Here is a 22,895-nt window from a genome sequence, read left to right on the forward strand (position 1 = left end):
TCGGTTTATTTATATGTTTTTGATGAGTAAATGCGATCAGTTAGTTATTTTTGCGTCAATTATAGACAGAAAATTTAAGTTTAATGAATAAAAAGTGCTCCTAAGTCAATATTTGGTACATTTTTTATTAGACAGCTGTTCTAATTCTTTTCGTATTGAACCAATTAATATAATTTGATGTTCTGACAACCAAATCTTCGAAACTTGAAAAGTGAGTTTGAAACACGAATTCTCGTTTTAATAATGAATGAAAAGATTCGATTTGACTATTGTCATAGGGATAACCTTGTTTTGAATATGAGTGGGCAATCTGATGCCTCTCAAGCAGTGTCTCGACTTCGTTACTCGTATATTATGATCCCATATCGGAATGAATGAAGTCAGGTTTTTTAAAGTTTTCGAGTGCTTGGTTAAGCGTGTTAACGACTAGTTTTGCATCCATTTGGCGGCTAATCTTAAAAGCAAGAACACGATGAGCCCTCGGCTCATAAACAGAACTAAGGTAAACCCAAGTACTTGGCCGTAATTCTAGATAAGTAATATCAGTACGCCATACACTTGCTTCGGGATAACGTTTGACAAAGTTAGGACGTTGTGAGTAATCGACATGGGTACCTGGTTTCTTGAATCTACGATTCATTAATGAATGAATTCCCATTTCTCTCATCAGGCGAAAAACGCGTTTAGCGCCGATTTTAATACCTAAACTTTGTAAAGCCATAGTTATTCGTGGATAGCCATAAGCCTTATAGTTATTTTGCCAAATCGATCTAATCCGATCTTTTAATTTCACATCAGCACATTCGTGCTGGCTAGATCGGTGTTCTTTCCAGTGATAATAAGTACTTCATGGTAGCTTCAAAGCAGTTAAAATAATGGACAAGCGGTGTTTAACTAGTTGGTCCTTAATAAAGGCAAGTCCACTTATTCGGCCTAACGCTTTCCCAATAACACCGCCGCAGCTTTTAAAATTTCTAATTCCTCTTTAAGTCGTTGATTTTCTTTTTGAAGTTGCTTAAATTCCTTGGCTGTCACTTCAGAACCATCAGATAGTTCAACTGATTTGGCATCTTTTAGCCAGTTATGAATGGCGGCTGGAGAAACACCATACTCCTCTGAAAGAGAACGTACCGAGCGTTTCTCTTCATGATGCATTTTGACAATGCTTCCTTTGAATTCGTTCGTATATCGTTTCATTAAAAAACTCCTATCCTAAGTGATTTAATTATGACACATCTGTCCAGAATTAGATGTACCAAATACTAGGATAGGAGCAAGGGGATATAACAATAAAATTTTTGAACTATTACGGTTAATTAGGAATTTAAATTTACGAAGTCAGACCACAGGTTAGAAAATATATTATTTTCTGCCATGATATAAAATCCTAATCCTATAAACACAATTGGAATAACCCATCGGCCGTATTTCTCAAGTGTTTCAGAAACATATCTAAATCTTGCTAGACGATAGCCGATTAAACACCAAACCGCAACCATTATAAAGAAAGTAACAACTGTAATGACCAGTTGGTTGTTATTTAAAGTAGAAAAGAATGGAACATAAATTCCAATATTGTCTCCACCATTGGCAAATGTGATAAATGCTACACTTAAATAGAACTTATTAAATTTATTTAAACTAGAAAAAATAGCACCTTCATCTTCATCTTCACCCTTTATAAACAGTTTAACTCCTAAATAGATCGGGATTAGTCCTAATAAACCCACCCATTGATCAGGAATGAGTGTTACTCCAAATGTAGCTAAAAGACTGATTAAAACTAAAAGTGCAAAACCAAGATATTGACCAATGACTATATCTTTAGGATAAATACGATTTCCCTTCACCGTTCGTCCATTACTTGCTTTAGCTTGTGAACTTGCCTGAGAGAACAGCAACATCAAGACAAAAATGTCATCGATATTGGTTACTATAAAAGACCCTAAAGCGGAGAGAATGGTTAAAATTAAATTCATAAAAAAACTCCTTTTTAAATTGATCCATAAACGGAATAATAGATATTTAGTTATGTTAGTTTGTTACACATTCTATTATTCTACCTTATTTGATAGTAGATTTAAAACTTTGCAACAGAACCTCACGACTCCTTTAACTTATGGTAGATTGCAAGAATTAACCGAACACTGCGAACTGCTGAAAAACCTTTCGTGGTGATTGCCAGTTGAGTGTTTTCATTGGTCTCGCATTGATCCAATGATTAATTTGATCTAATTCTTTGGCGCTAACTGTTTCAATTTTGCGTTCTTTCGGTATAAAACGACGGACGTATCAATTTAATATCTCATTACTCCCACGTTCTTCTGGTGAATATGGGTGCGCAAAATAGACTGGAATGCCTAGTTTTTGCTCGATTTCGTTATATTTTGCAAATTCTCGCCCACGATCCACAGTGATTGACTTGGCATTTTTGATCCCTTGAAAAAAACGAATTAAGACTGGTGTCACTGCCTGACTATTGCGCCCAGTGACCCGTCTCACGATATGTTGTCGGCTTAGTCTTTCAGTAATTGTCACCAGCACATCGCCACGTCTTTTACCCGATTGCATGGTGTCAACTTCAAAATGTCCAAAGGTTTGTCGTGCTTTCACACTTTCAGGTCTCGTTTCAATCGAACGACCATGAACAAATACTTGTCGTCTACCATCAGATTGACGTTTTTGACGGATACCTTTGTCAGGTAAATCAGCCAATGATAGTTTGAGTCGACCAGCATTGAGCCAATTATAAATCGTTTTGAAAGGTAACCCTAAAACATGCGCAGCGGTTTCTGGTGACCACTTCAATATACCAATGTGGTGATTCAAAAAGACAGCGATAGCTGGTGTTAGCGTGTCATGACGACCACGTAGATGACGTTTTTTCAATGCCAACGCATGAGCAATCTCAGCTTTATAGGGTGTAACTTGATGAATTTCAATCGAAACGGTTGAAGGAGAGCGTTTAATAAAGCGCGCAATGGCACGAATCGAATAATTCAATTCCAGCAAAGTTTGAATGACAGTACGTTCTTGAGATGATAAACTAGTCATGAGTCGCAGTTCCTTTATGGTTGTTTTGGACAATTACCATTAAAGGCGCTGCGGCTTTTTTATTCAAGTGTTCGGTTTAATTTTACAATCTACCATAATTAAATAATCGATACTGGTGGAAATATAAACACCAATAGCAGATATGATTGTCTGTCCCATAAAAAAACCTCCTGTATTAGTCAGTAATAAATCAGCAGATTTTAGGGGAGCACAGACACATTAATTTAGCTATCGCTAGTGGGTAATGCCGGACGTAAGAAAGCATTTTACTCCTCCTCAAAACGTAGTTATAAAATAGTTTCTAACTGGAATTCGGTGATTACTTTCATGTAAAGTATAACCCACTATACTTTACATGGTAAAGCGTGGGCTCTACGAGGTAGTAGCGTTCTCCCTTCCTACTGGGAGAACTGCTATTTTTCTGCGCCTATTATCCGGCTAGAAAAACCTCCGACGGGCTATTGCATAGCAAGCGCATCTCATGCAGAACTCTACCCGAGCGGGGCAAGCTAGTGTTAGCTTAACCACAAAAAAATGCATTCTAATAGTTGAATGCATTTTTTTCAATCGATCTTCAGCAATAGGCTGAAGAATATAAGGGAAAGCAGGGTCACTCATATCAACAATAGCCTGACTAGAAGCTTTTGTTATGAGCCCATACTGGTCTAATAACTTAACTTTTTGATTATACATAGGCAGACAAACAGCATTAGGATGTTGTACATAAAGTTCTTCTAATATCTCTAAAGCTTGACTATCTTGAAACATACTATCTTGCTGTTTAGAGTAAAATTTATTAAAAGCAATATCTTTTTTTCGCTTAGCTATTCGGGAGCTAATGTGAATAACCGAAATCTTTTGTAGACTTTGCTAAACTACTGCACACCTTTAGTACAGTATTAGCTGGTTCACTTGAATAGGGAGTTGTAAAAAAAGTTCCCTTAGCCTGCACAACAAGATAATTTCGAAACATCTTTATCGAACGTAAGTGCAGCTAATTTTAGCCCTTCAGCCATTGTTAGATATGGAGCCATCGTTTCTCTCAGATCTCCAACAGTTAAACCGAATTTCACAGCTAATGTTGCTGCATAAATTACGTCTCCTGCGTTTTCTGCCACTACATGCGCCCCTAACACTTTCAATGTTTTCGCGTCTGCCACTAATTTGAAAACACCTGTTGTTTCCCGATTAACGAGCGCTCTTGGAACAGCATCCAACGGCAATACCGATGTTTTCACTTCATATCCTTTTTCTTTTGCCTGTTGCTCCGTTAAACCAACCGTTGCAATCGATGGAGAAGTAAACGTAACGCCTGGAACCACTTCTAAATTGACCTTTTGATTTAGTCCTCCGATTGCATTACGAGCAGCAAGTCCACCTTCATAAGCAGCTACATAAACAAATTGGGGACCGAGAGTGACATCTCCAGCTGAATAAATTCGGGAATTGGTCGTTTTAAGATAATCATCAATGACAATTTCACCACGGGAACCAACTTCAACGCCTGCTGCATGTAAGTTTAATGATTCTGTATTTGGTTTTCTTCCAGTGGCAATTAGCAATTGTTCTGCTTCAATAATTCGCTTTTTACCATTTATCTCAACATGAACTTTTTTAATGTCTCCATCTTGCTCAACTCGTTCATAGGTTGCACCTGTTACTAAATTAATTCCCTGTTCTGTTAAGGCCTTAGTAATGGCTTCTGAAATTTCAGGATCGTATTCTTTTAATAGACGCTCGCTTCTTTGAATCAAAGTGACTTCTGACCCGAGGTTATGAAATAGTTGTCCTAATTCCATGCCGATATATCCTGAACCAATTACGGTAAGACGATTTGGAACCTTCTTTAATTCCAATAAGCTAGTGCTTGTTAAATAATCTACTTCATCTAATCCGGGAATATTAGGTGCAGTTGAAGAAGCACCTGTAGCTATTAAAAATCTTTTGGCTGTGATTTGATTGCCATTTACTTCAACTGTATTTTCATTTACGAATTTTGCTTCACCTTTTATTAATTCAAAACCATAATCATCAATTAAATTCACATATTTTTCATTTCGCATCTCGGTTACTAAATCATTCTTTTGTTTTACTAATGGCGCTAAATCAACATTTGAAGCCGAAGTGTGTAATCCCACAAATGGATTATTTTTTGCTAGATGATTGATTTCCCCTGCTCTTAATAAGGTCTTAGAAGGAACGCATCCGACATTAACGCAAGTTCCACCCACCGTTCCACGCTCAATCATAGCCACTTTTGCGTTCAAAGTAACGGCTTCAATGGCAGATGAAAAGGCAGCTCCACCAGAACCGATGATGATGTAATCATAATCATAGTTACCTTCATCATTTAAACTTACATCTGTCCTTTTTTCCGATTGCACTTGTATTTCTTCTGCTTCGCCCGGGTGATAGTTTGCGTCAGCAATCGCCTTTATTGCACTTTCAACCTCAATATCATCGGGCAGTTCAAATACTGCTTCACCACGACGATAACTAGACTCAATATTTTTAGCACCTATCTTTTCAAGTGCTGATTCTACGTGTTTTTCACAACCCGTACAAGTCATTCCTGAAATGTTTACCTTAAATTTATTCATAAAAAAGCTCCTTTCGTTAATTAATCTCTCATGTTAATGTTTCTATTATTGGACACGAATGTAATTGCTTTTCATCTGGACATCGTTGTTTTAAGTCGTCTAACATAGTTTCAATTCGTTTTAAATCCTCTATTTGTTTTTGCACTTCCTTTTGTTTTTTAGAAACAAATTCGAACATATCTTGACAACGAACTTCATCTTTATCTACAACACCAAGTAATTTATAAATCTCGCTTAAAGAAAAACCAAGTTCCTGTATTCGTTTAATAAACCCAACACGCTTAACGTCATCATATGAATATATCCGATAACCAGCTTCCGTTCGGTGAGGTTCTTGTAATAAATTTTTTCGCTCGTAATATCTGATCGTTTCTTTATTAACTCCACATTTATCTGCAAACTCACTAATGCGATAAATCATCTTATTTCACCCCATGAATATTATAAACCGTGTACCATAGTACACGTTCAAGTAAATTGGACTATTTTATTTTTTTCCCAAAGTATCACTCGTATGTGATTGATACTTTTATAAAATACTATTGATTATCCTAACATCCCACCAGAAAATCCGATTTAAACACCAGTTGTTTTTAAACTATTAAGAAAGTAATTCCACTATATATTCCGAAGACACTTAATTATAATAGTGACCCCGTTGGCGCTCAGAAAGCTGCCGATGCGGTTATTGAGGCCGGCGGTGAAGCAGTGATTGTTCAAGCCAATGTTACTTCTGAAGAAGGGGTACAAAAACTACTTGATGCTGCTATTGAAAATTATGGCGATTTAGATGTTTGGGTGAACAATGCTGGTATGGAAATTAAGTCACCAACACATGAATTGTCACTTGATGATTGGAACAAGGTAACTGCTATTGACCAGACAGGCGTTTTTCTTGGTTCTCGGACAGCATTAGCATACTTCAAAGACCATAATAAAAAGGGAAATATTATCAATATGTCATCTGTTCATGAACGAATTCCTTGGCCAACCTTTGCTAGTTACGCTGCTGCAAAGGGCAGTGTTAAATTATTTACCCAAACGATTGCAATGGAATATGCTAAAGATAATATTCGGGTTAATGCGATTGGACCAGGAGCAATCAATACACCAATTAATGCTGAAAAGTTTGCTGATCCAGCTCAGTATGAACAGACAGTCAAAATGGTACCAATGGATCGAATTGGTAAACCAGAGGAAGTTGCCGCTGGGGAAGCTTGGTTAGCATCTGATGAGTCTAGCTATGTTACTGGAATTACACTATTTATCGATGGTGGAATGACACTTTATCCAGCATTTAAAGATGGTCAGGGTTAGAAATAAAATGTCAATAATATAAAAGCTTAGCTTAATAAGCATATAAAGGTTTGAGAAAAGTTAAAAGTGAGGCCTTCCAATGAAAAAAATAATTTTATATTTCTCTTTAACTGGGAATACTGAAAAAGTGGCAGAGAAAATAGAAGAAATCAAACACTTTGATATTGAATCTTTAAAGCCAAGTACACCGTATTCCAATAATTATGAAAAAGCCGGCAAGCGCGCAGAATCTGAAAAGGATAATGATATTCATCCGGCTTTAGCTTCGCTGTCAATAAATATTGATGACTATGATTTGATTTATCTTGGATTTCCTACTTGGTGGTATCAACCCCCAATGCTAATTCACACTTTTTTTGAATCTATTAATTTAAAAGGTAAAAAAATAATTCCATTTACAACGAGTGCATCGAGTACGATTCAAGATAGTTTACCGGTTCTTACGCAACTTGCACAGCAAAATGATGTTGAGCTATTAAGGGGATTTACAGCTAATTCGGAAAGAGAAATTAAGAAGTATTTTGATTCAGAGAAAATTGATTAAAAATATCGATCATACGCATACCTAACATTATGAGTTGTTTTACGCAAGTTAATGGTGTGATTGATAAGTAGAAGAGAATATAGATAATTATGTAGTACCGCCAACACTTAAATGTTGGCGGTATTTTTTATATGCCAGATTCAATCATCCAATTATCAGCCGTTTTCTTTAAAAAAAGCTGATATTGAGATAACTGTATCTAGATATTTAACAGTTATGCTCGCTTCAAGTTTATGATCAGATTTTTTGAAGATAGGATTAATCAACTCTACAAAATTATCATCTTTATATACGAGTTAATTTTGGTGGTGGTTCCAATACTGTTATTTGGTTAATTGGCTTTTGATCCATTAACTGAATAAAAGCTCCAAAAAGAGAATTTCTAGCAACTTCATTGCCATTGTTAACAGGAAATTTGTAAGTTCGATATTTCATTGGACACTCTCCTTGTTTTGTGTAGTCTAATTCGTACAATTAAGTCTATGAATCAATAATTATCAAGAATATTATAAGAAATCTAAATATCTAAATAACAAAAAGGATACTTGACAATACATTGATGGATGTCTATACTAACTAATATAGATGTTTGTCTATGTATAAGAAAGGAATTTTTAATGGACTATCAAAATTACGTACAAATACTAAAGGCAATGGCTGATCCTAATCGGTTAAAAATCATAGATTTACTTTCTTGTGGGTCTTTATGTGCATGTGATATTTTAGAGCATTTCAACTTTTCACAACCAACTTTATCTCATCACATGAAAGTTTTACAGAATGCTGGCATCGTATCAGCACGCAAGGACGGTAAGTGGCAACATTATACCCTTAACGAAGAATTTATGACGTCTTTTAAAAAAGACACCGATCTGCTATTAACTAGTGACGACCAATGTATTTGTCATTCGGATGCTGATTGTCCAAATTGTTCTTCAGGAAAGGTTGCCATTACTAATGAAAAAAATTGAATTATTTGAACCAGCTATGTGTTGTTCCACAGGTGTTTGCGGACCCAGTGTTAATCAGGACTTATTGACAATCACATCAGCCTTTGAGGCAATGCAAGGTGTTACGAATGTTGAAGCAAATCGTTACAATTTGAGTAATAACCCCGATGTTTTTAGTGGACGACCTGAAATTTTGTCGGCTATCAAGGATGATGCTGACTCAGTATTACCTATTACAGTCGTTGACGACGAAATCGTTAAAACTGGCACATATCCAACAATCGATGAACTATCCGAATACACTGGCTTGGTTTTCGTTCCTGCTGAACAAAAGAATAGTTGTTGTGGCGGTAGTGGCTGCTGCTAATTCCTACTTGATGTAAGAATGGCACAGCCGTTTCTTTTGTACTATATATAGATGACCGTCTATCTAAGGAGAAAATAATATGCAAACTTATCAACCTCAATCAACAAAATTAACTCATTATTTATTCTTTACAGGAAAAGGCGGTGTTGGTAAAACAACAACTGCTAGTGCGACAGCAATTAATCTAGCTGACTCTGGTAAACGAGTAATGTTGGCTTCTACCGATCCAGCCAGTAATTTGCAAGATGTATTTGATACAGAGTTAACCAATAAACCTAAAGATATTGCGAATGTTCCCGGATTGTTTGTTGCGAACTTTGACCCCGTAACTGCTGCCGCCGAATATCGTGAAAGTGTCATTGGACCTTATCGCGGAATCTTACCAGAAACTGCCATCAATAATATGGCCGAACAACTTTCTGGTTCATGTACAGTTGAAATTGCTTCATTTAATGAATTTGCTAATTTTTTAACTGATTCAGAGGTTGATCAAAAATTTGATTATATTATTTTTGATACTGCTCCAACTGGACATGCTTTGAGAATGCTTCAACTGCCATCAGCTTGGAATAACTATTTAGATGAAAATGATCGTGGCGCTTCTTGTCTTGGACAACTTGCCGGAATGGATGACAAAAAGGCAATGTATGAGAAAGCCGTCGTTACCTTAAATGATCCCGAATTGACGACATTAATGTTAGTGACCCGCCCACAGAAAGCATCCTTATTAGAAGCAGATCGCGCTGCACAAGAACTTGCCGCTATTGGCATTAAGAACCAACAACTCATTATTAATGGCACATTAAAAGATCCGACTGATTTACCATCACAGACAATCTTTAGACAGCAACAAAATGACCTTGCACAAATGCCGGCTTCATTGAAAGAACTTGCCCAGTTTGAAGTGCCTTTACGCCCTTATAATGTTACTGGTCTGGATAAATTACGTTTAGTCCTACAATCTGAACAACCAAAATTAACTCCTCAGCCAAGTATCAAAAACGACTATCCTAATTTAGATGTCATCGTTAATGATCTAGTAAAATCTAATAAAAAAATCATCTTCACCATGGGCAAAGGTGGCGTTGGTAAAACAACAGTTGCTGTTCAAATCGCCAAAAAATTAGTAGCCCAACATAAGACTGTTCATTTGGCTACTACAGATCCAGCAGATCACCTAAATCTTTTTAAGACTGATGACCCTGATATTACGGTCAGTCATATTGATGAACAACAAGTTTTAAAGGATTATCAGGATGAAGTTTTAGCAAGTGCACAGAAAACCATGAAATCTGATGATGTTGATTATATTGCTGAAGATTTACGTTCACCATGCACTCAAGAAATTGCAGTGTTTCGTGCCTTTGCCAATATTGTTGCTCAAGATGATAGCGATGTGGTCGTAATTGATACCGCTCCAACTGGTCATACACTGTTATTACTTGATTCTACACAAAGCTACGCTCAAGAAGTACAGCGAACTTCTGGTGAAGTTCCACAAGCAATCATTGATTTATTACCTCGGTTACAAGATCCAAGCCAAACCGAAATCGTGATGGTAACCTTGCCAGAAACGACCCCCGTTTATGAATCAATGCGCCTAAATGATGATCTTGATCGGGCACAGATGGCACACACATGGTGGTTGGTTAACCAGAGTATGCTTGCAACCAATACTACCAACCCTTGTTTACAAGCCAGAGCACAGAATGAAGTTGAATGGATTGAAAAAGTAAAAGAACTTTCAAATAATCATTTTGCAGTTGAACAATGGCAGCCTGATTTTGAAAAGGTATTACTAACAATTTAATAAGCTAAAAGTATTAAATATCAAAATATATGTGGTTATTCTTTAATCAAGGCAGAAATGCCTTGATTTTTGATAGTTTGGAGGAGCTATGCAAGTCTTTTTTGCAATATTTATTTTTTTATTGACCTTGGTCTTCGTTATTTGGCAACCAAAAGGATTATCAATCGGCTGGACTGCCATTGGCGGTGCGGTCTTAGCATTGGTATTTAGAGTCGTAACATTTAAAGATGTTGGCACAGTAACCGGCATTGTTTGGAATGCAACACTATCATTTGTCGCAATCATCTTAATCTCTTTAATTCTTGATCAAATTGGCTTTTTTGAATGGGCAGCGTTGCATATGGCTCGGCTTGCAAAAGGTAATGGCATTCGGATGTTTGTTCTTATTGCGGTTCTTGGCGCAATTGTGGCAGCTTTATTTGCTAATGATGGTGCCGCGCTCATTTTAACACCGATTGTTCTTGCAATGGTTCGGGCACTACACTTTGATGAGAAACGAGTTTTTCCTTTTATCATTGCTAGTGGTTTTATCGCAGATGCAACCTCATTGCCTTTAGTCGTAAGTAATTTGGTTAATATTGTTTCAGCAGATTTTTTCGGCATTACATTCTCTGAATATGCGTTAAGAATGTGGTTACCTGATTTGTTCTCACTGATCGCAAGTATCGTTATTTTATATCTTTATTTCTGTAAAGCATTGCCCAAGCATTACGATATCTCACAAGTTGCTAAACCAAGCACGGCAATTAAAGATCACCGATTATTTAAGTTCTCATGGTTTGTATTAGCAGCACTATTACTCGGTTATTTTAGTAGTGGCTTTTTAAATATCCCTGTATCATTTATCGCACTTTTAATCGCCGTAATATTTCTATTAGTAGCTCGTAAAAGCTCGCAAATTGATACCAAAGCGGTTATCAAAGGCGGCGCACCATGGAATATTGTCTTCTTCTCAATTGGTATGTACGTCGTAGTATACGGCCTTCAAAACGTTGGTTTAACATCATTGCTTGCCGGAATAATTGGCAAGTTGGCAACTGGTAGTCGTTTTGCTGCAACAATGGGGATGGGTTATCTGGCGGCATTTCTCTCCTCAGCAATGAACAATATGCCAACTGTTATGATAAATGCCTTATCAATCAAAGCGGCAAATGTATCAGGATTGATGCATCAAACTTTAGTTTATGCCAATGTAATTGGGTCTGACTTGGGTCCAAAAATTACACCAATTGGTTCTTTAGCAACGCTCGTGTGGTTACATGTCTTGGCACAGAAGAATGTTAAAATTGCCTGGGGAACATACTTTAAAATCGGTATTACAGTTACAATTCCTGTCTTGTTCATTTCGCTATTCGGGTTATGGTTATCATTAAGTATTTTTGGATGATAAGGAAAATTATGTTAATTATCTGGTACTATTGAATATTTATAAAATTTTACTAGTTTGCAAAAGTGAAAGGAATTAATTGTATGGTTAATAAGGACGAAATATTATTAGTTATTGGCGGTAGTGATGCAGGAATTTCAGCCGCTCTAAAAGCTAAAGAGCTAAAGCCAAACTTAAAAGTTCAAGTCTTGCTTGCCGATGAATTTCCCAATCTATCAATCTGCGGATTACCTTATGCGGTCAGTGGTGAAGTTGAAAATTGGCATTCATTAGCGCATCGGAGTTTGAAAGAGTTAGAAGATACTGGAATTGAATTTCACATGAACACTGTTGTCAAAAAAATACAATCTCGCGAACATTTTGTTGTTGCTAGATTGAACGATGATACAATTCAAAAATATTATTATGATAAATTAATCGTAGCAACTGGAGCTGTTCCAAAGCTAGATAGTCTTGCTGGACTCAATTTAAAAAGGATTGAGCAAAAAAACAGCAGGATACATGTCTTGCATACGATGGATGATTATTTTGCAATTGAAAACGAATTAACTTCCAATAGTATCAAAAATATAGCTATTGTTGGTGCAGGATATATTGGCATTGAGATGGCTGAAGCGTTGCAAAGGCGACAATTGAACGTTACTATTTTTCAGCGTGGTTCAGAAGTATTATCTACAGTTGATCCAGATTTAGGAAAGATTATTCACAAAAAATTAGTTAGCAACGGGATAAAGGTTCTTACAGATCTGACAGTTTCAGAGATTAAGGAAAATAAAACAACTGTGGATATAATTGGTACGGATATGCGGGAAAACAATAATGTATTTAGTTTTGATTTGGCTTTAATTGTGATTGGAGTTAAACCAAATACTGATATTTTAGTTGAAGCAGGTGCCAAAACTGGAGTAAACGGTGCAATTAAAGTCGATAACTATATGCAGACAACATTGCCTGATATATGGGCAGCTGGTGATTTAGTTGAAACTAAACATTTATTATTAGATTGGACATACTTACCATTAGGAACAACCTCACACAAGCAGGGACGTATTGCTGGGTTTAACGTTGCAGGGGTTCCACGTTCATACAAAGGCAGTATAGGGACACAGGTTTTAAAGGTATACGATCTTGTTGTAGCTCGCACAGGGTTATTGGAAAAAGAAGCTATGAATGTTGGATTTACTCCCTTAACTGTAACAACTGATGTAGATGACCATAAGGCTTATTTTCCTGGTTCTAATAGAATTAAAATTAAGCTTACCGGAGACGAGAATACCGGTAAGTTATTGGGTGCCCAATTGGTTGGGAAATACGGAAGTGAGGTCGCCAAACGTAACGATATTTTTGCAACTGCAATTTACAATGACATGACTGTGAGTAACATCAACGATTTAGACTTGTCTTATTCACCTCCTGTTGGATCACCATGGGATGCGATTCAACTTGCTGCTCAAAATTGGGAAAAGAATGCTTTTAAAAAGTAATTAGTTAAATATGTAAAGAAGAGTAAATACACTGCAATATTTTACTGATAGTGTACTTACTCTTAATTTTATAGGTTTATAAATTAAGAATAATTTGTTGCACTGGTAATTATAGTCCTGCTTTAATAATCCAGTTATCAGCCGTTTTCTTTAAAATAAGCTGATATTGAGATAACTGTGTCATATTAGTAACTGTATCTAGATATTTAACGGTTATAATGGCTTCAAGCTTACGACCCGATTTTTTGAAGATAGGATTAATCAATTCTACAAACTTATAATCTTTGTTTAATGGTTTAGTACCACCTTCAACGTAATATTGAAGCTCATTTTCAGTTCCTTTAGGGTAGAGCGTAAAGAATGTTGTCAGAAACTTTTCAACTCGTTTTGTTGTTTGGGTATTAACTGAACCATCTGCTTGCTGAATTTTTTCTTTCAAGTTAGCTTTAGTAGGGGAAGCCGCAACTGTTGGATTTTGGGTAATGACTAAATCTTTCTGTTTATTTTGGAAGACTGTCGTGAGATATGAGGCAGACACCGGCGTAATCTTTTTGTCTTTACCTTTGTTTTGTTCAATATCTTGATCAACTGAAAAGAGAACCTGATAATTATTTTTCTTCAGCTGTTTAACTTGCCAGATCTTAATCGCCCTAACCGTGGATTTAGTGGGAATATCAGTGCGAATCGTCTCAGCGTTTAGTGTGATTAACTGATCGGATAGATATTGTTTTAACTGCACTTGTCGCTGGTCAAGGTGTTCTTGCTTTGGTTCCCATGCGTAATAAATTTTGGCAAAATCGGTGACAAAGGTTGTCATAGGATTGGTATCAACTATCTTCGTTTTAACAATCGTTTTTTGCTGAATGGTATGAGTATCTACGGCGGTAAAACTTTTATAAATACCAAAACCAACGCTAATTAATAGCAGTAACCAACAAAATATGGTCGTTGTATGGCGCAAACCAACACGTTTGATACGTGGTTTAGCGCTTTTTTGCTGTTGTTTCTTGTTCACGTGATAACCTTCTTTCTACTTTTTAATACGACCAGCACCAATTAGGTGACTTTGCCAATAGGAATTTTTGAGGTTAGCATAATCAATAGGATCGCCTGCATGAAACATCTTCATCCTGCCAACATAGATACCAACGTGGGTAACGTAATCAGCGGTGTTATAAGTGGAATGAAAGAAAACTAAATCACCAGGTTTGGCATCTTTAAGCTTGAGATGCTTCATGGCATTGTATTGTGCTTGAGCAGTACGGGGCAGGCTAATGCCAGCCTTATTGAAGTTCCACTGAGTGAATCCAGAACAATCAAAACCTGTACTTGGATTACTACCACCAAAAACATAAGCACGACCTTTATATTTCAGGGCTTCATTCATGATTTTTTGAACTGTTTTGTCATTGAATTCGACTGGTGTACCTGTGTCTAAATAGTCATTGACGAGAGTAGCGTAATACATATTACCGTAAGCATAGCGCCATTTGTCTTTAGCAACTGGGTTATCATAATTGACTTTCTTTCTACCGGATTTTGCTTTAGCGAATTCGTTAGAAACTTTTTGGGTGTATTTTTTGCCATGATTGGCCACATAATCAATAAAAGCTCCGCCATAGTTATAACTTTGGATAGCAGCGTTTAAATCGACTTTTACAGTTTTCATTTGCTTGATAATACCAGCGAAATATTTTACGCCTTGCTTAATTGAGGCTTCTGGTTTAAGGCTATTCGGTTTTTGATTGAGTGATTCACTAGATTGCATCACATCATTACCTTTGCCACCAGATTCAACTTGCATGATGGCAAGAATGACATTAATTTGGTCAGGAATTTTGAATTGCTGGCAGTATTTTTCAACTAACGATTGATACTTCAGGACGTCAGAAGATAGATTAGTACTATCCGGATCAAAGATTTCAATGTCATTTGTTAATTCTTCATCGTCTTCACTAGTAGTTGCGACAGTGAATAACAAACCAACAATCAGGACGAGTGGCAGTGTACCAGCTAATAACCATTTAGTTAATTTCATTTAGGACCACCTCGTTTAGAGGCTTTAATTTGATACTTCTTGGCTTGAGGTCGGGTTAATTTTTGATGTTGAACAAGTTGTGGTGATTTTGGTTTGTTGGTCGCTGATCGTTGTTTCGATGTTGTTTCTAATGAATTGTTTTTAGCTGATTTCTTTTCAGATAGTTGATGATCTGTTGTGGAACGTTTAATTGGTTCTTGTGTTGGTTGTTTAATCTTGTATTTTTGAAGTGGTCGTTTAAGATTAACGGTTGGCTGTTTTTCGGTTGATGATTGTAACTGTTTAAGTTTTCGAACGCTTGGCATTGGTCTGATTGTTGAAGCTTCTTGGGTGAACTTTTTGGGGCTTGGGTTGATGGCTAACTTACGTGTAGCTAATTGTTCACGACGTTTCTTTTGGGCCTGTTCACGTTGAGTTTGATTATCACTGCGTTGTTTTGTGATACCGTTTTTAAAATCATTCACGCCATGTTTGATACTTTTCTTACCTTGGTGAAGGTTGTATTTGGCATTAGTCGGCGTATTAACAATATTTTCTGTGGCCTTTTTAGCTTGGTCAGTTATTTTTTGCTTAGTATCTAACGTATTACCAATTTTTCGGCCAAGTTTTTCCACAGGATTAATTGGTCGATTTTCTTTCTTAGGCATCACATTTTTGGATTTTTGCTCTATTTGCGGCGCTTTTTCTTTAGACCTTTCTTTTTGGTGAGCTTTTTGCATAGATCTTGAGACCACACCGCCCATAACTGCACCACTGGCAATATTACGAAAGGCACGTTGGCCACGGTGAGCAAGTTGCCGTGCACCACTTTGCGAATCAGAACTCTTCAATTGCATCATGCCCATTAAGTCGCTGAGCTTGAACCAAATGCCACCAAAGGTAACGATTTGTAGAAAAGCAACTAAGAAAAATGGGGTAGTAGCCGACAAGGAATAAATCATAGTGGAAATACAGAAAGCCATGGTGAGGACTAGAGTAATGCCAGCACGCATCATAATCGCGTTAAACAACTTCATGATCGTGTTCTTCATCATTGAGTTAAATCCTGGAATCATGGCTAGTAGGCAGCTAATCGGTAGGAATATCGAGTAGATAATAAACAGAATTTGGCTGAAGATCATGATTGCCACCAGCATAAAAACAAAGATGGTGATGATCACATTAAAGATGATGACAAAGGTTGTGACACCAAGGCGGTTAATCGTTTTAACTGCTGAAAGATTATCATTATCTTTTTCCTCAATTTCACTTTTAACCAATTCAGTTCTAGCTTTACCTTTTTTCTCGAAGGGATCAGTCTTTACCAGTTCGTCGATACGTTTCTCACCAATTTTATTAGTGTCAGAGTCACCGAATTGAAGTAGTGTCCAAGGCTGTTTGACTTGAATATTAAATAGGGTGTTTCTGATTGCATTAACACCATTTTCTGATGTTGCAGTAGCGTTCGACATCATCATCTTTGACCCAATATTTAATGCAGAGGTACTCATGTCGGATGAAAACTCGTTGATTTTACTAATGTAATCAGGTGAGTAGGCAATGAAACTTGCCGAGGTAATAAAGATGACGACAAAGTTCACGATAGCTGAGATAGCTTTAGAAGTTTCCCTTTTCAAAAGTCCCGTGTAAGTAACGTAGATTCCTAAAATGATGATGAGCAGTAACAACATACCAGGATAAAAACCGTCCGTAGAAAATCCAGACGGAGATACACCAGCTAGGTTTTGAATATTCTGACCAATCGCGTCAGTCGTATCTTTGATGAAATCCAACGAGTAGGCTTGTTGAATCAAATAACCGGTAGCGTAGGAGAGATAAACTGAAACTAACCAGAGAAAGTTAGTAATGGCATAAACGGCATACATCACTGATTTGCCGATACCGTCACCCCAGTTCCACGGCAACCAATCCCAACTAGAATCAACGAAGTAATCTAGCTGGTAGTTGTTGACGGGATATTTTGAGAACTCGTTATTCGCGTTCACTGTTTCGTCAACTAGACCACTGGCATGAACGGTCGAAGTGTTGGTGAGTATGATACACAGAATGATCAATAAACTGATTGAGAGAAATCTAAGCAGTCGCTTTTGTTTTATCGACAAAATCAATCGCCTCCAGTCACTTGCGTTTGTGGTGGTCGAGTATCGAATGCGTGATAAAGATGTTCGAAAATATAGTCAAAGTGAAGTACCCCAACATGACCCCAAATATCTTGAAAGAGACATTCACCATTGTCTAGCGAGCGCAGCCGTTGTTGGTTACTTTCATCTTCAGGATCAAGGCCGAAGAATTGCAGGGTGTGTTTGATTTCGTTAATATCTGTTGAGCGAAAGGCAAACTTCATCCCGATATTGTTTTTCATCTTTTCGTCTAACAGGTCATTAGCGTTTTGAGTAACCAGATAAACACCAGCATTCATTGAACGACCTTCACGAATTAGTTTCATGGAGAGGGTTTTACCTTGCGCCACATTAAGAAACGCCCAAGCCTCATCTAAATCGACAATCTTAAAACGAGAGCGATCTGAATGGATGAAATCAATTGCGAAAGTAGAAATAATCATCAGCATAGCTACTGATAACATTTCCGCAGTGATGTATTCTTCTTGGGTTTTATCAGTATCAGGTAGAACTAAGTCAGCGATTTGAATGATGTTAATATTTTTATCTAAGGCGATTGAATTGCGAGCAGTGCCATCTGAGAAAAGTAAAGCGGCAAAGTCATAATCGGTGAAGGATTCAATATGATCAGCAATATTAATCGCAATATCGGTATCTTCACGACGCAACTCATCAATGACTTTTAAAAGACCAGGTTCTTTTTGCTGGGTGACATTACGAATGGCTTTGCGTAGTGTTGGGAAACGTTCTGCATCACGTGAAGAAATCCCAGTCAGAAAAGTCAAGGTATCAACGGCTAAACTTTCAGAGTCTTTGGGATTTTTCAAAATGATGTATGGATCTAATAGTCCACGATTCTTTTCTTCACTGGTTAGATTAACGATGTTAATTTTATCCGCCATGAAATCTAAGTTTCGAGTCCAATTTGTTCGTTCAGACTTAGGATCAAGAATTAATGCTTGGGCGCCATAAAGAACAGCATAGTAGACTAGTAGGTTATTACTAAATGATTTGCCGCCGCCCAGTGAACCTAAGAAAGCTGCTGAAAGAGCATTAGTCACTGTTCCCGAGAGACCTTGCGCAGCGATATCCGGTTTAATAAAAACATTACGGCCAGTATCCACGTTGTAACCAACATAAATACCTTCTTTTTCTCCTAAGGATTGGGTTGCACCGAAACCCAGTGAAGCAATAAAGTCACTGGTGACATATTGAATGTAGTCATTCATATAGCGTTTAGAAGCAGGAATAAACTCTGAGTGCAGCCCTAACATATCACCGAAGGGACGTACTAATTTAATGTTTAAGGAATCATAGAAATCTAGAATTTGATCTGCGTGACGTTTCATTTCATCAAGAGTTCGGCCACTAACGCGAATAACATAGGAAATTTTGTACATCGCATCTTTACTTTGATCTAGATCCGCTTCAAGTTCGTCAACTGAATCTAATGCGTCAACCACACCACGAGAAGTTTCATTGTTTGATTGATAGGCGTGGTTATCTAAGTCACGTAATTCTTTTTTCTTATTGCGAACCTTAGTGAGCGCCTTTTTATTAGTCACAATTTCAATGTTGAGTGAAGTATCAATTGGGAAATCAAACTGTTGTTGCTGAAAATAAAAGATCTCACTACCGGGAAATTCCAATTCGCCAACAATATCTGACATAGTTAAATAAGTGATAAAAGATTGGTCCGAATCGTGAGTTAACACTAAATAGCGTTGCTTTTGTTCAATCATGGCCCGCGTCGGTTTGATTAAGTCGTACTTTTTGATAATGGTTTGTTGGTCATCTTGTTCCTTAGGGAGATGATAATAGTAGTCGTCATAGTCTTGGCCATTCATGCCATGGAGATGTTCTAGTAAATAACCAAAATCATCTTTTGTTAGTGGTCGAATTTTAAAACGACGGCCGATTTTATCAGCTAAGAATTGCGCAACTTTATTAAATCGTTCAACTTCACTATTGTTCATCACAACAAAATTACCGGTAAATGTTTCATTAAAGCCATGAATGAAATCATCAACACCTAAGATCAAATCTTGCCAAATACTTTTTGCGGATACTTCTTTATCATTAAGGAGTAGTTTAAAGCCAATATAAAAGCGATAATCAACTTGATTATCGCCAATGGATTCAGTCAATGCTTCAACTTGACCGTCTATATGAGTTTCAGCAATTTCTTTGAGGTTACCTTTTAATAAAGCTTTTGATCTAGTCATCGTATCGCGTACACTTGCTTCCGTTGCTAACTGAATCAGGTGCAGCTTACCATCACGATTTTGCGCAATCATTTGACGAAAGTTCTCGTGAACTTGTTGTTTTTGTTCTGGAGAAAGAAACGAATAGTTATAAGGCATCAATTCATAATAAGCAAAGCATTCATTGTCGGTATTAAAGACCAGATTGTCTTCGATATATTTGATGGGGAATTTCATGATGACCTCCTTGTGACACAAGTGATTGGAGTTAGCCATTGTTGTTGTGTGATTTTGATTGGTTGATAAGCAAAGGTAAGTTTATTGGAAAAGAGGTAAGACAATACTGACTTCAAAAAGCCAAGTGGCTTCTTATTATCGAACGTTTTCTGACTCATGAACCAAGTGATCGCTGCAGGAATACCCAAGTATTTGAGAAAAGCACCTTGTATAAGATTTAGAGGTGGTAATTCACCAAAAATGATAATGATCGATAGCGTCACAACAAACCAAGTCATTTGTGTAAATGTAATGGGGAAGGGTAAGTTCAAATCATTAATGGCATATAACACTTTTTCAACTGACCAAATTGAGGTATAACTTCTAACCTTTTTCATATCAAACTCCTTTCTATAAAAAGAAAGTTGATCCTTAATTCAGAATCAGCTTCGAGTGATTAATTGACATATTCAACGATGCCATGTGTGGTGACAAGGTAATTACCTTCAATCTCCAAATCACGGGCAATCTTTTCATAATCTAAATAATAAAGAACATTGGTAGGCAGTTCACCGAAAAGAGTGCCATCACCAATTTCTTCGGCAACTAATTCTGACATAGAGTTTGTGTCATAGTAGATAAGATTATCAATATTTCCGGCAAGTTCTTCAACATTATTGAACCATTCATCGAGTAGTTCTTGAATAATCGGATAGAATGGTGTGTCAGAAATTGTGAGAAGATTTTCGTAAAGATGATTCAGCGAGCTAATGCTTTCATATTCAGAAATACGAACAGGTAATTCGTAATCATGAATAGCATATTCTTCACTTTGGCCGTTTTTACCAAGTTGTAGTGTTTCTCGAATCTCATCAAAATCTAGTGGTAAGTGAAACCAACGTCCAGAATCAGCCTTTCCTTGATTGTAGTTACCAAGATTAACAATATAAACTTGTAATTCATCAGGTGTCATTTGTTCACGCTCCTACGACTCGATTAAATAAATTAAGTAAAACATCTTTAACACCGGCGGTATTAAAGACTAAACCAACAGCAATTAACGCGATGACTAGAAAACCAATTAGCTTTGAGAATTCGCGTTTGAAACCAAGATAAACACCAATAATTGCAATTGCCATGAGTACTAGGCTTTGTGCATTTGATGTAAACCAATTAAATAAGTTTTGTCCGAAGTTCATAAATGATCAGTTCCTTTCTGTGATAGGTGAGTGGTTAAAATAAAATTATGAGTTATGGAGCAGTTCATCAATGCCAGTTGTTTGTTGGGCTAAAAGTTTAAGATGTCGTTTTTGAAGCTTAGTATTTTTAATCATAGTCATCGTGTCAGTCGTGCCATTGTAACCGTCAATTTTGAGTAAGACTTTCAGCATCGGCGCTACTTGTTTTTGAATCCAAGCTTTAGTTTTCTGAAGATCAAATGGTTCTGGAGCGACTGTTAAACGCAGTGGTTGCCGATTTTGACCACAAAAATAGGCCCATCTTGGATTGATTGGCCATTTGTTTCGTTCAATATTTTTCTTGGTATCAACGAATTGTAAATAACGCGCGATAATACCAAAAGCTGTTTTTTCGACATCACGATAAATTAAGAAATCTTCAATCGCCTTAAAAGCACGTTCATTCTTTAAACGTATTTCAAAACGATTTTTAATAGGGGCTGTCTCAATGACGGCTCCTACTTTTTTGTACTGTTCAACATCTTTTTCATAGATACAAAAATAAATATCACTGGATTTTGAACCGATATAGAGAGTGTTGCCCTTAATGAACTTTTCATCTTCAGTATTCATTTTAGCGGAGTTGGTGCTTTCAAACTGACGCATGATTGAGATGCATTCGTTGCGTTCACACTTTTTGATTAGTTCGGGAATATTAAGGATGCCAACTGTATCATTAATGGCCAGATCAATTCGTTTAAAGACCGCGTGATATTTTTGACAGTCACGGAAGAAATCGTACCAAGTTAAGTTGTTAGCTAATAGAATACTTTCGAACTCACGACAACCTTGTCCTTTGAGTTCCAGTAAAGTCCCTAACTCACTATTTGGCATTGAACAAAGAATTTGAATATGTGAGAAAACTAATTGCGACGAGTAACCATAAAATCCCCAATCTTCCTCAAGCATATATTCTTTGTGTAGATGTAGGATCTCTTTAATTAAGCGATCAACATTATCAGTTGGAAAACGAATACGAACATAATCGAAGATAAGGTTTAGTTCAGGCTCAGTTGGATCCCGATTAAAATAGTTTTCAATTTGTTTCGATAGGGAAACACTCGGTTGGCACTTCTTATTTTCAATTTGATTTAGGTAGTGACTAGATATACCAAGTTTTGTCGCAAATTCTTTTTGAGTAAAGCCTAGTTTTTTTCGACCAACTTTAATAGATTCTGCAGAAATAACCATCGGTTTGTACCTTCTTTCTTTGAGAAAATAAAAAATGTAACTTCATTATTTGAAGTTACATTCGTTAGATTGACGATATTTAATTGATAAATCACAATTTTAAGCGACAGTACAGGATGATTGTTGTTATTTACTACCCCCCTGTTAGAAATAGGGGGTTCAGTGGTCGGCTACCGCCGACCAATCCGCTTACGCGCCTTTCGCGTTGCACGGCGCGATGCGGAGATTGTTACCATATAGAAACCAATCAACTGGGATTTGATTTTGGTCAAGATAAACGAGAAATAACAGATCTAGGCATCAGGGAAACACTTAGATAGAAATAATAGTAAATGAATTTATCAATGAGAGGACTAAAGGAAGATCCAGTAATTG

19 protein-coding genes and 4 pseudogenes are annotated in these 22,895 nt (G+C 36.9%); 7 read left to right on the forward strand and 16 right to left on the reverse strand.

What is annotated here, in order from left to right:
• Positions 1 to 127 precede the first annotated feature (127 nt).
• The 7 genes and pseudogenes from FC84_RS05890 to merR all read right to left on the reverse strand — a co-directional run bounded on the left by FC84_RS05890 (position 128) and on the right by merR (position 6,075).
• A pseudogene (locus FC84_RS05890) lies at positions 128 to 1,197 on the reverse strand (IS3 family transposase).
• A 119-nt stretch (positions 1,198 to 1,316) separates the two neighbouring features.
• Entirely contained in the window at positions 1,317 to 1,979 is a 663-nt protein-coding gene (locus FC84_RS05900; protein ID WP_057756794.1) for a CadD family cadmium resistance transporter, read from the reverse strand.
• A 157-nt stretch (positions 1,980 to 2,136) separates the two neighbouring features.
• A pseudogene (locus tag FC84_RS05905) lies at positions 2,137 to 3,054 on the reverse strand (IS30 family transposase).
• Between the two features lie 90 nt (positions 3,055 to 3,144).
• Positions 3,145 to 3,213 (reverse strand): annotated as a pseudogene (locus tag FC84_RS08980) (cadmium resistance protein CadD); the annotation flags it as partial.
• A gap of 279 nt (positions 3,214 to 3,492) precedes the next feature.
• Complete coding sequence (locus FC84_RS09205) at positions 3,493 to 3,909, reverse strand: super-infection exclusion protein B (protein ID WP_404804619.1); 417 nt, start codon at positions 3,907 to 3,909, stop codon at positions 3,493 to 3,495.
• Positions 3,910 to 3,995: 86 nt separating this feature from the next.
• Positions 3,996 to 5,654: a mercury(II) reductase gene (gene merA / locus FC84_RS05915; protein WP_010825986.1), complete on the reverse strand. Its 1,659-nt coding sequence runs from the start codon at positions 5,652 to 5,654 to the stop codon at positions 3,996 to 3,998.
• Between the two features lie 28 nt (positions 5,655 to 5,682).
• Entirely contained in the window at positions 5,683 to 6,075 is a 393-nt protein-coding gene (merR, locus tag FC84_RS05920; RefSeq protein WP_001863748.1) for an Hg(II)-responsive transcriptional regulator, read from the reverse strand.
• A 215-nt stretch (positions 6,076 to 6,290) separates the two neighbouring features.
• Between merR and FC84_RS05925 the strand changes: the two are divergent.
• Positions 6,291 to 6,971, forward strand: a pseudogene (locus FC84_RS05925) (SDR family oxidoreductase); the annotation flags it as partial.
• Between the two features lie 79 nt (positions 6,972 to 7,050).
• Positions 7,051 to 7,515, forward strand: coding sequence for a flavodoxin (locus FC84_RS05930; protein WP_057756798.1), 465 nt, complete (start codon positions 7,051 to 7,053; stop codon positions 7,513 to 7,515).
• A gap of 285 nt (positions 7,516 to 7,800) precedes the next feature.
• Here FC84_RS05930 and FC84_RS08985 read toward each other — a convergent pair whose 3' ends face one another.
• Complete coding sequence (locus FC84_RS08985) at positions 7,801 to 7,950, reverse strand: hypothetical protein (RefSeq protein ID WP_157051856.1); 150 nt, start codon at positions 7,948 to 7,950, stop codon at positions 7,801 to 7,803.
• A 182-nt stretch (positions 7,951 to 8,132) separates the two neighbouring features.
• Between FC84_RS08985 and FC84_RS05935 the strand changes: the two genes are divergently transcribed.
• The 5 genes from FC84_RS05935 to FC84_RS05955 all read left to right on the forward strand — a co-directional run bounded on the left by FC84_RS05935 (position 8,133) and on the right by FC84_RS05955 (position 13,513).
• Complete coding sequence (locus tag FC84_RS05935; protein WP_057756800.1) at positions 8,133 to 8,486, forward strand: ArsR/SmtB family transcription factor; 354 nt, start codon at positions 8,133 to 8,135, stop codon at positions 8,484 to 8,486.
• Positions 8,473 to 8,832, forward strand: coding sequence for an arsenite efflux transporter metallochaperone ArsD (arsD, locus tag FC84_RS05940; RefSeq protein WP_057756802.1), 360 nt, complete (start codon positions 8,473 to 8,475; stop codon positions 8,830 to 8,832). The genes FC84_RS05935 and arsD overlap by 14 nt, the downstream gene beginning before the upstream one ends.
• Positions 8,833 to 8,911: 79 nt before the next feature.
• The gene (gene arsA / locus FC84_RS05945) at positions 8,912 to 10,642 is read left to right on the forward strand and encodes an arsenical pump-driving ATPase (protein ID WP_057756804.1); all 1,731 of its coding nucleotides are present in this window, start codon (positions 8,912 to 8,914) and stop codon (positions 10,640 to 10,642) included.
• Positions 10,643 to 10,730: 88 nt separating this feature from the next.
• Entirely contained in the window at positions 10,731 to 12,029 is a 1,299-nt protein-coding gene (locus FC84_RS05950) for an arsenic transporter (RefSeq protein WP_057756805.1), read from the forward strand.
• Positions 12,030 to 12,112: 83 nt separating this feature from the next.
• A complete protein-coding gene (locus FC84_RS05955) occupies positions 12,113 to 13,513 on the forward strand; it encodes an FAD-dependent oxidoreductase (RefSeq protein ID WP_057756807.1) in 1,401 nt (466 codons plus the stop codon).
• Between the two features lie 109 nt (positions 13,514 to 13,622).
• Here FC84_RS05955 and FC84_RS05960 read toward each other — a convergent pair whose 3' ends face one another.
• The 8 genes from FC84_RS05960 to FC84_RS05995 are packed head-to-tail and all read right to left on the reverse strand — an operon-like array spanning position 13,623 to position 22,520.
• Positions 13,623 to 14,528 (reverse strand): conjugal transfer protein, encoded by a 906-nt coding sequence (locus tag FC84_RS05960; RefSeq protein ID WP_057756810.1) that lies wholly within the window; start codon positions 14,526 to 14,528, stop codon positions 13,623 to 13,625.
• A gap of 15 nt (positions 14,529 to 14,543) precedes the next feature.
• Positions 14,544 to 15,551, reverse strand: a complete 1,008-nt coding sequence (locus FC84_RS05965) for a bifunctional lytic transglycosylase/C40 family peptidase (protein ID WP_057756811.1) — start codon at positions 15,549 to 15,551, stop codon at positions 14,544 to 14,546.
• The gene (locus tag FC84_RS05970) at positions 15,548 to 17,653 is read right to left on the reverse strand and encodes a CD3337/EF1877 family mobilome membrane protein (RefSeq protein ID WP_225733084.1); all 2,106 of its coding nucleotides are present in this window, start codon (positions 17,651 to 17,653) and stop codon (positions 15,548 to 15,550) included. Before FC84_RS05970 ends, FC84_RS05965 begins: the two co-directional genes overlap by 4 nt.
• 2 nt (positions 17,654 to 17,655) lie before the next feature.
• A complete protein-coding gene (tcpF, locus tag FC84_RS05975) occupies positions 17,656 to 20,112 on the reverse strand; it encodes a conjugal transfer ATPase TcpF (protein ID WP_057756813.1) in 2,457 nt (818 codons plus the stop codon).
• The gene (locus FC84_RS05980) at positions 20,109 to 20,489 is read right to left on the reverse strand and encodes a conjugal transfer protein (RefSeq protein ID WP_057756815.1); all 381 of its coding nucleotides are present in this window, start codon (positions 20,487 to 20,489) and stop codon (positions 20,109 to 20,111) included. The genes tcpF and FC84_RS05980 overlap by 4 nt, the downstream gene beginning before the upstream one ends.
• A gap of 59 nt (positions 20,490 to 20,548) precedes the next feature.
• Positions 20,549 to 21,064 (reverse strand): antirestriction protein ArdA, encoded by a 516-nt coding sequence (locus FC84_RS05985; RefSeq protein ID WP_057756817.1) that lies wholly within the window; start codon positions 21,062 to 21,064, stop codon positions 20,549 to 20,551.
• Positions 21,065 to 21,068: 4 nt separating this feature from the next.
• Entirely contained in the window at positions 21,069 to 21,290 is a 222-nt protein-coding gene (locus tag FC84_RS05990) for a hypothetical protein (protein ID WP_057756819.1), read from the reverse strand.
• 45 nt (positions 21,291 to 21,335) lie between these two features.
• The gene (locus FC84_RS05995) at positions 21,336 to 22,520 is read right to left on the reverse strand and encodes a replication initiation factor domain-containing protein (RefSeq protein ID WP_057756821.1); all 1,185 of its coding nucleotides are present in this window, start codon (positions 22,518 to 22,520) and stop codon (positions 21,336 to 21,338) included.
• Between the last annotated feature and the right edge of the window lie 375 nt (positions 22,521 to 22,895).

The organism is Lapidilactobacillus dextrinicus DSM 20335, from assembly GCF_001436095.1.
Classification (GTDB): domain Bacteria; phylum Bacillota; class Bacilli; order Lactobacillales; family Lactobacillaceae; genus Lapidilactobacillus; species Lapidilactobacillus dextrinicus.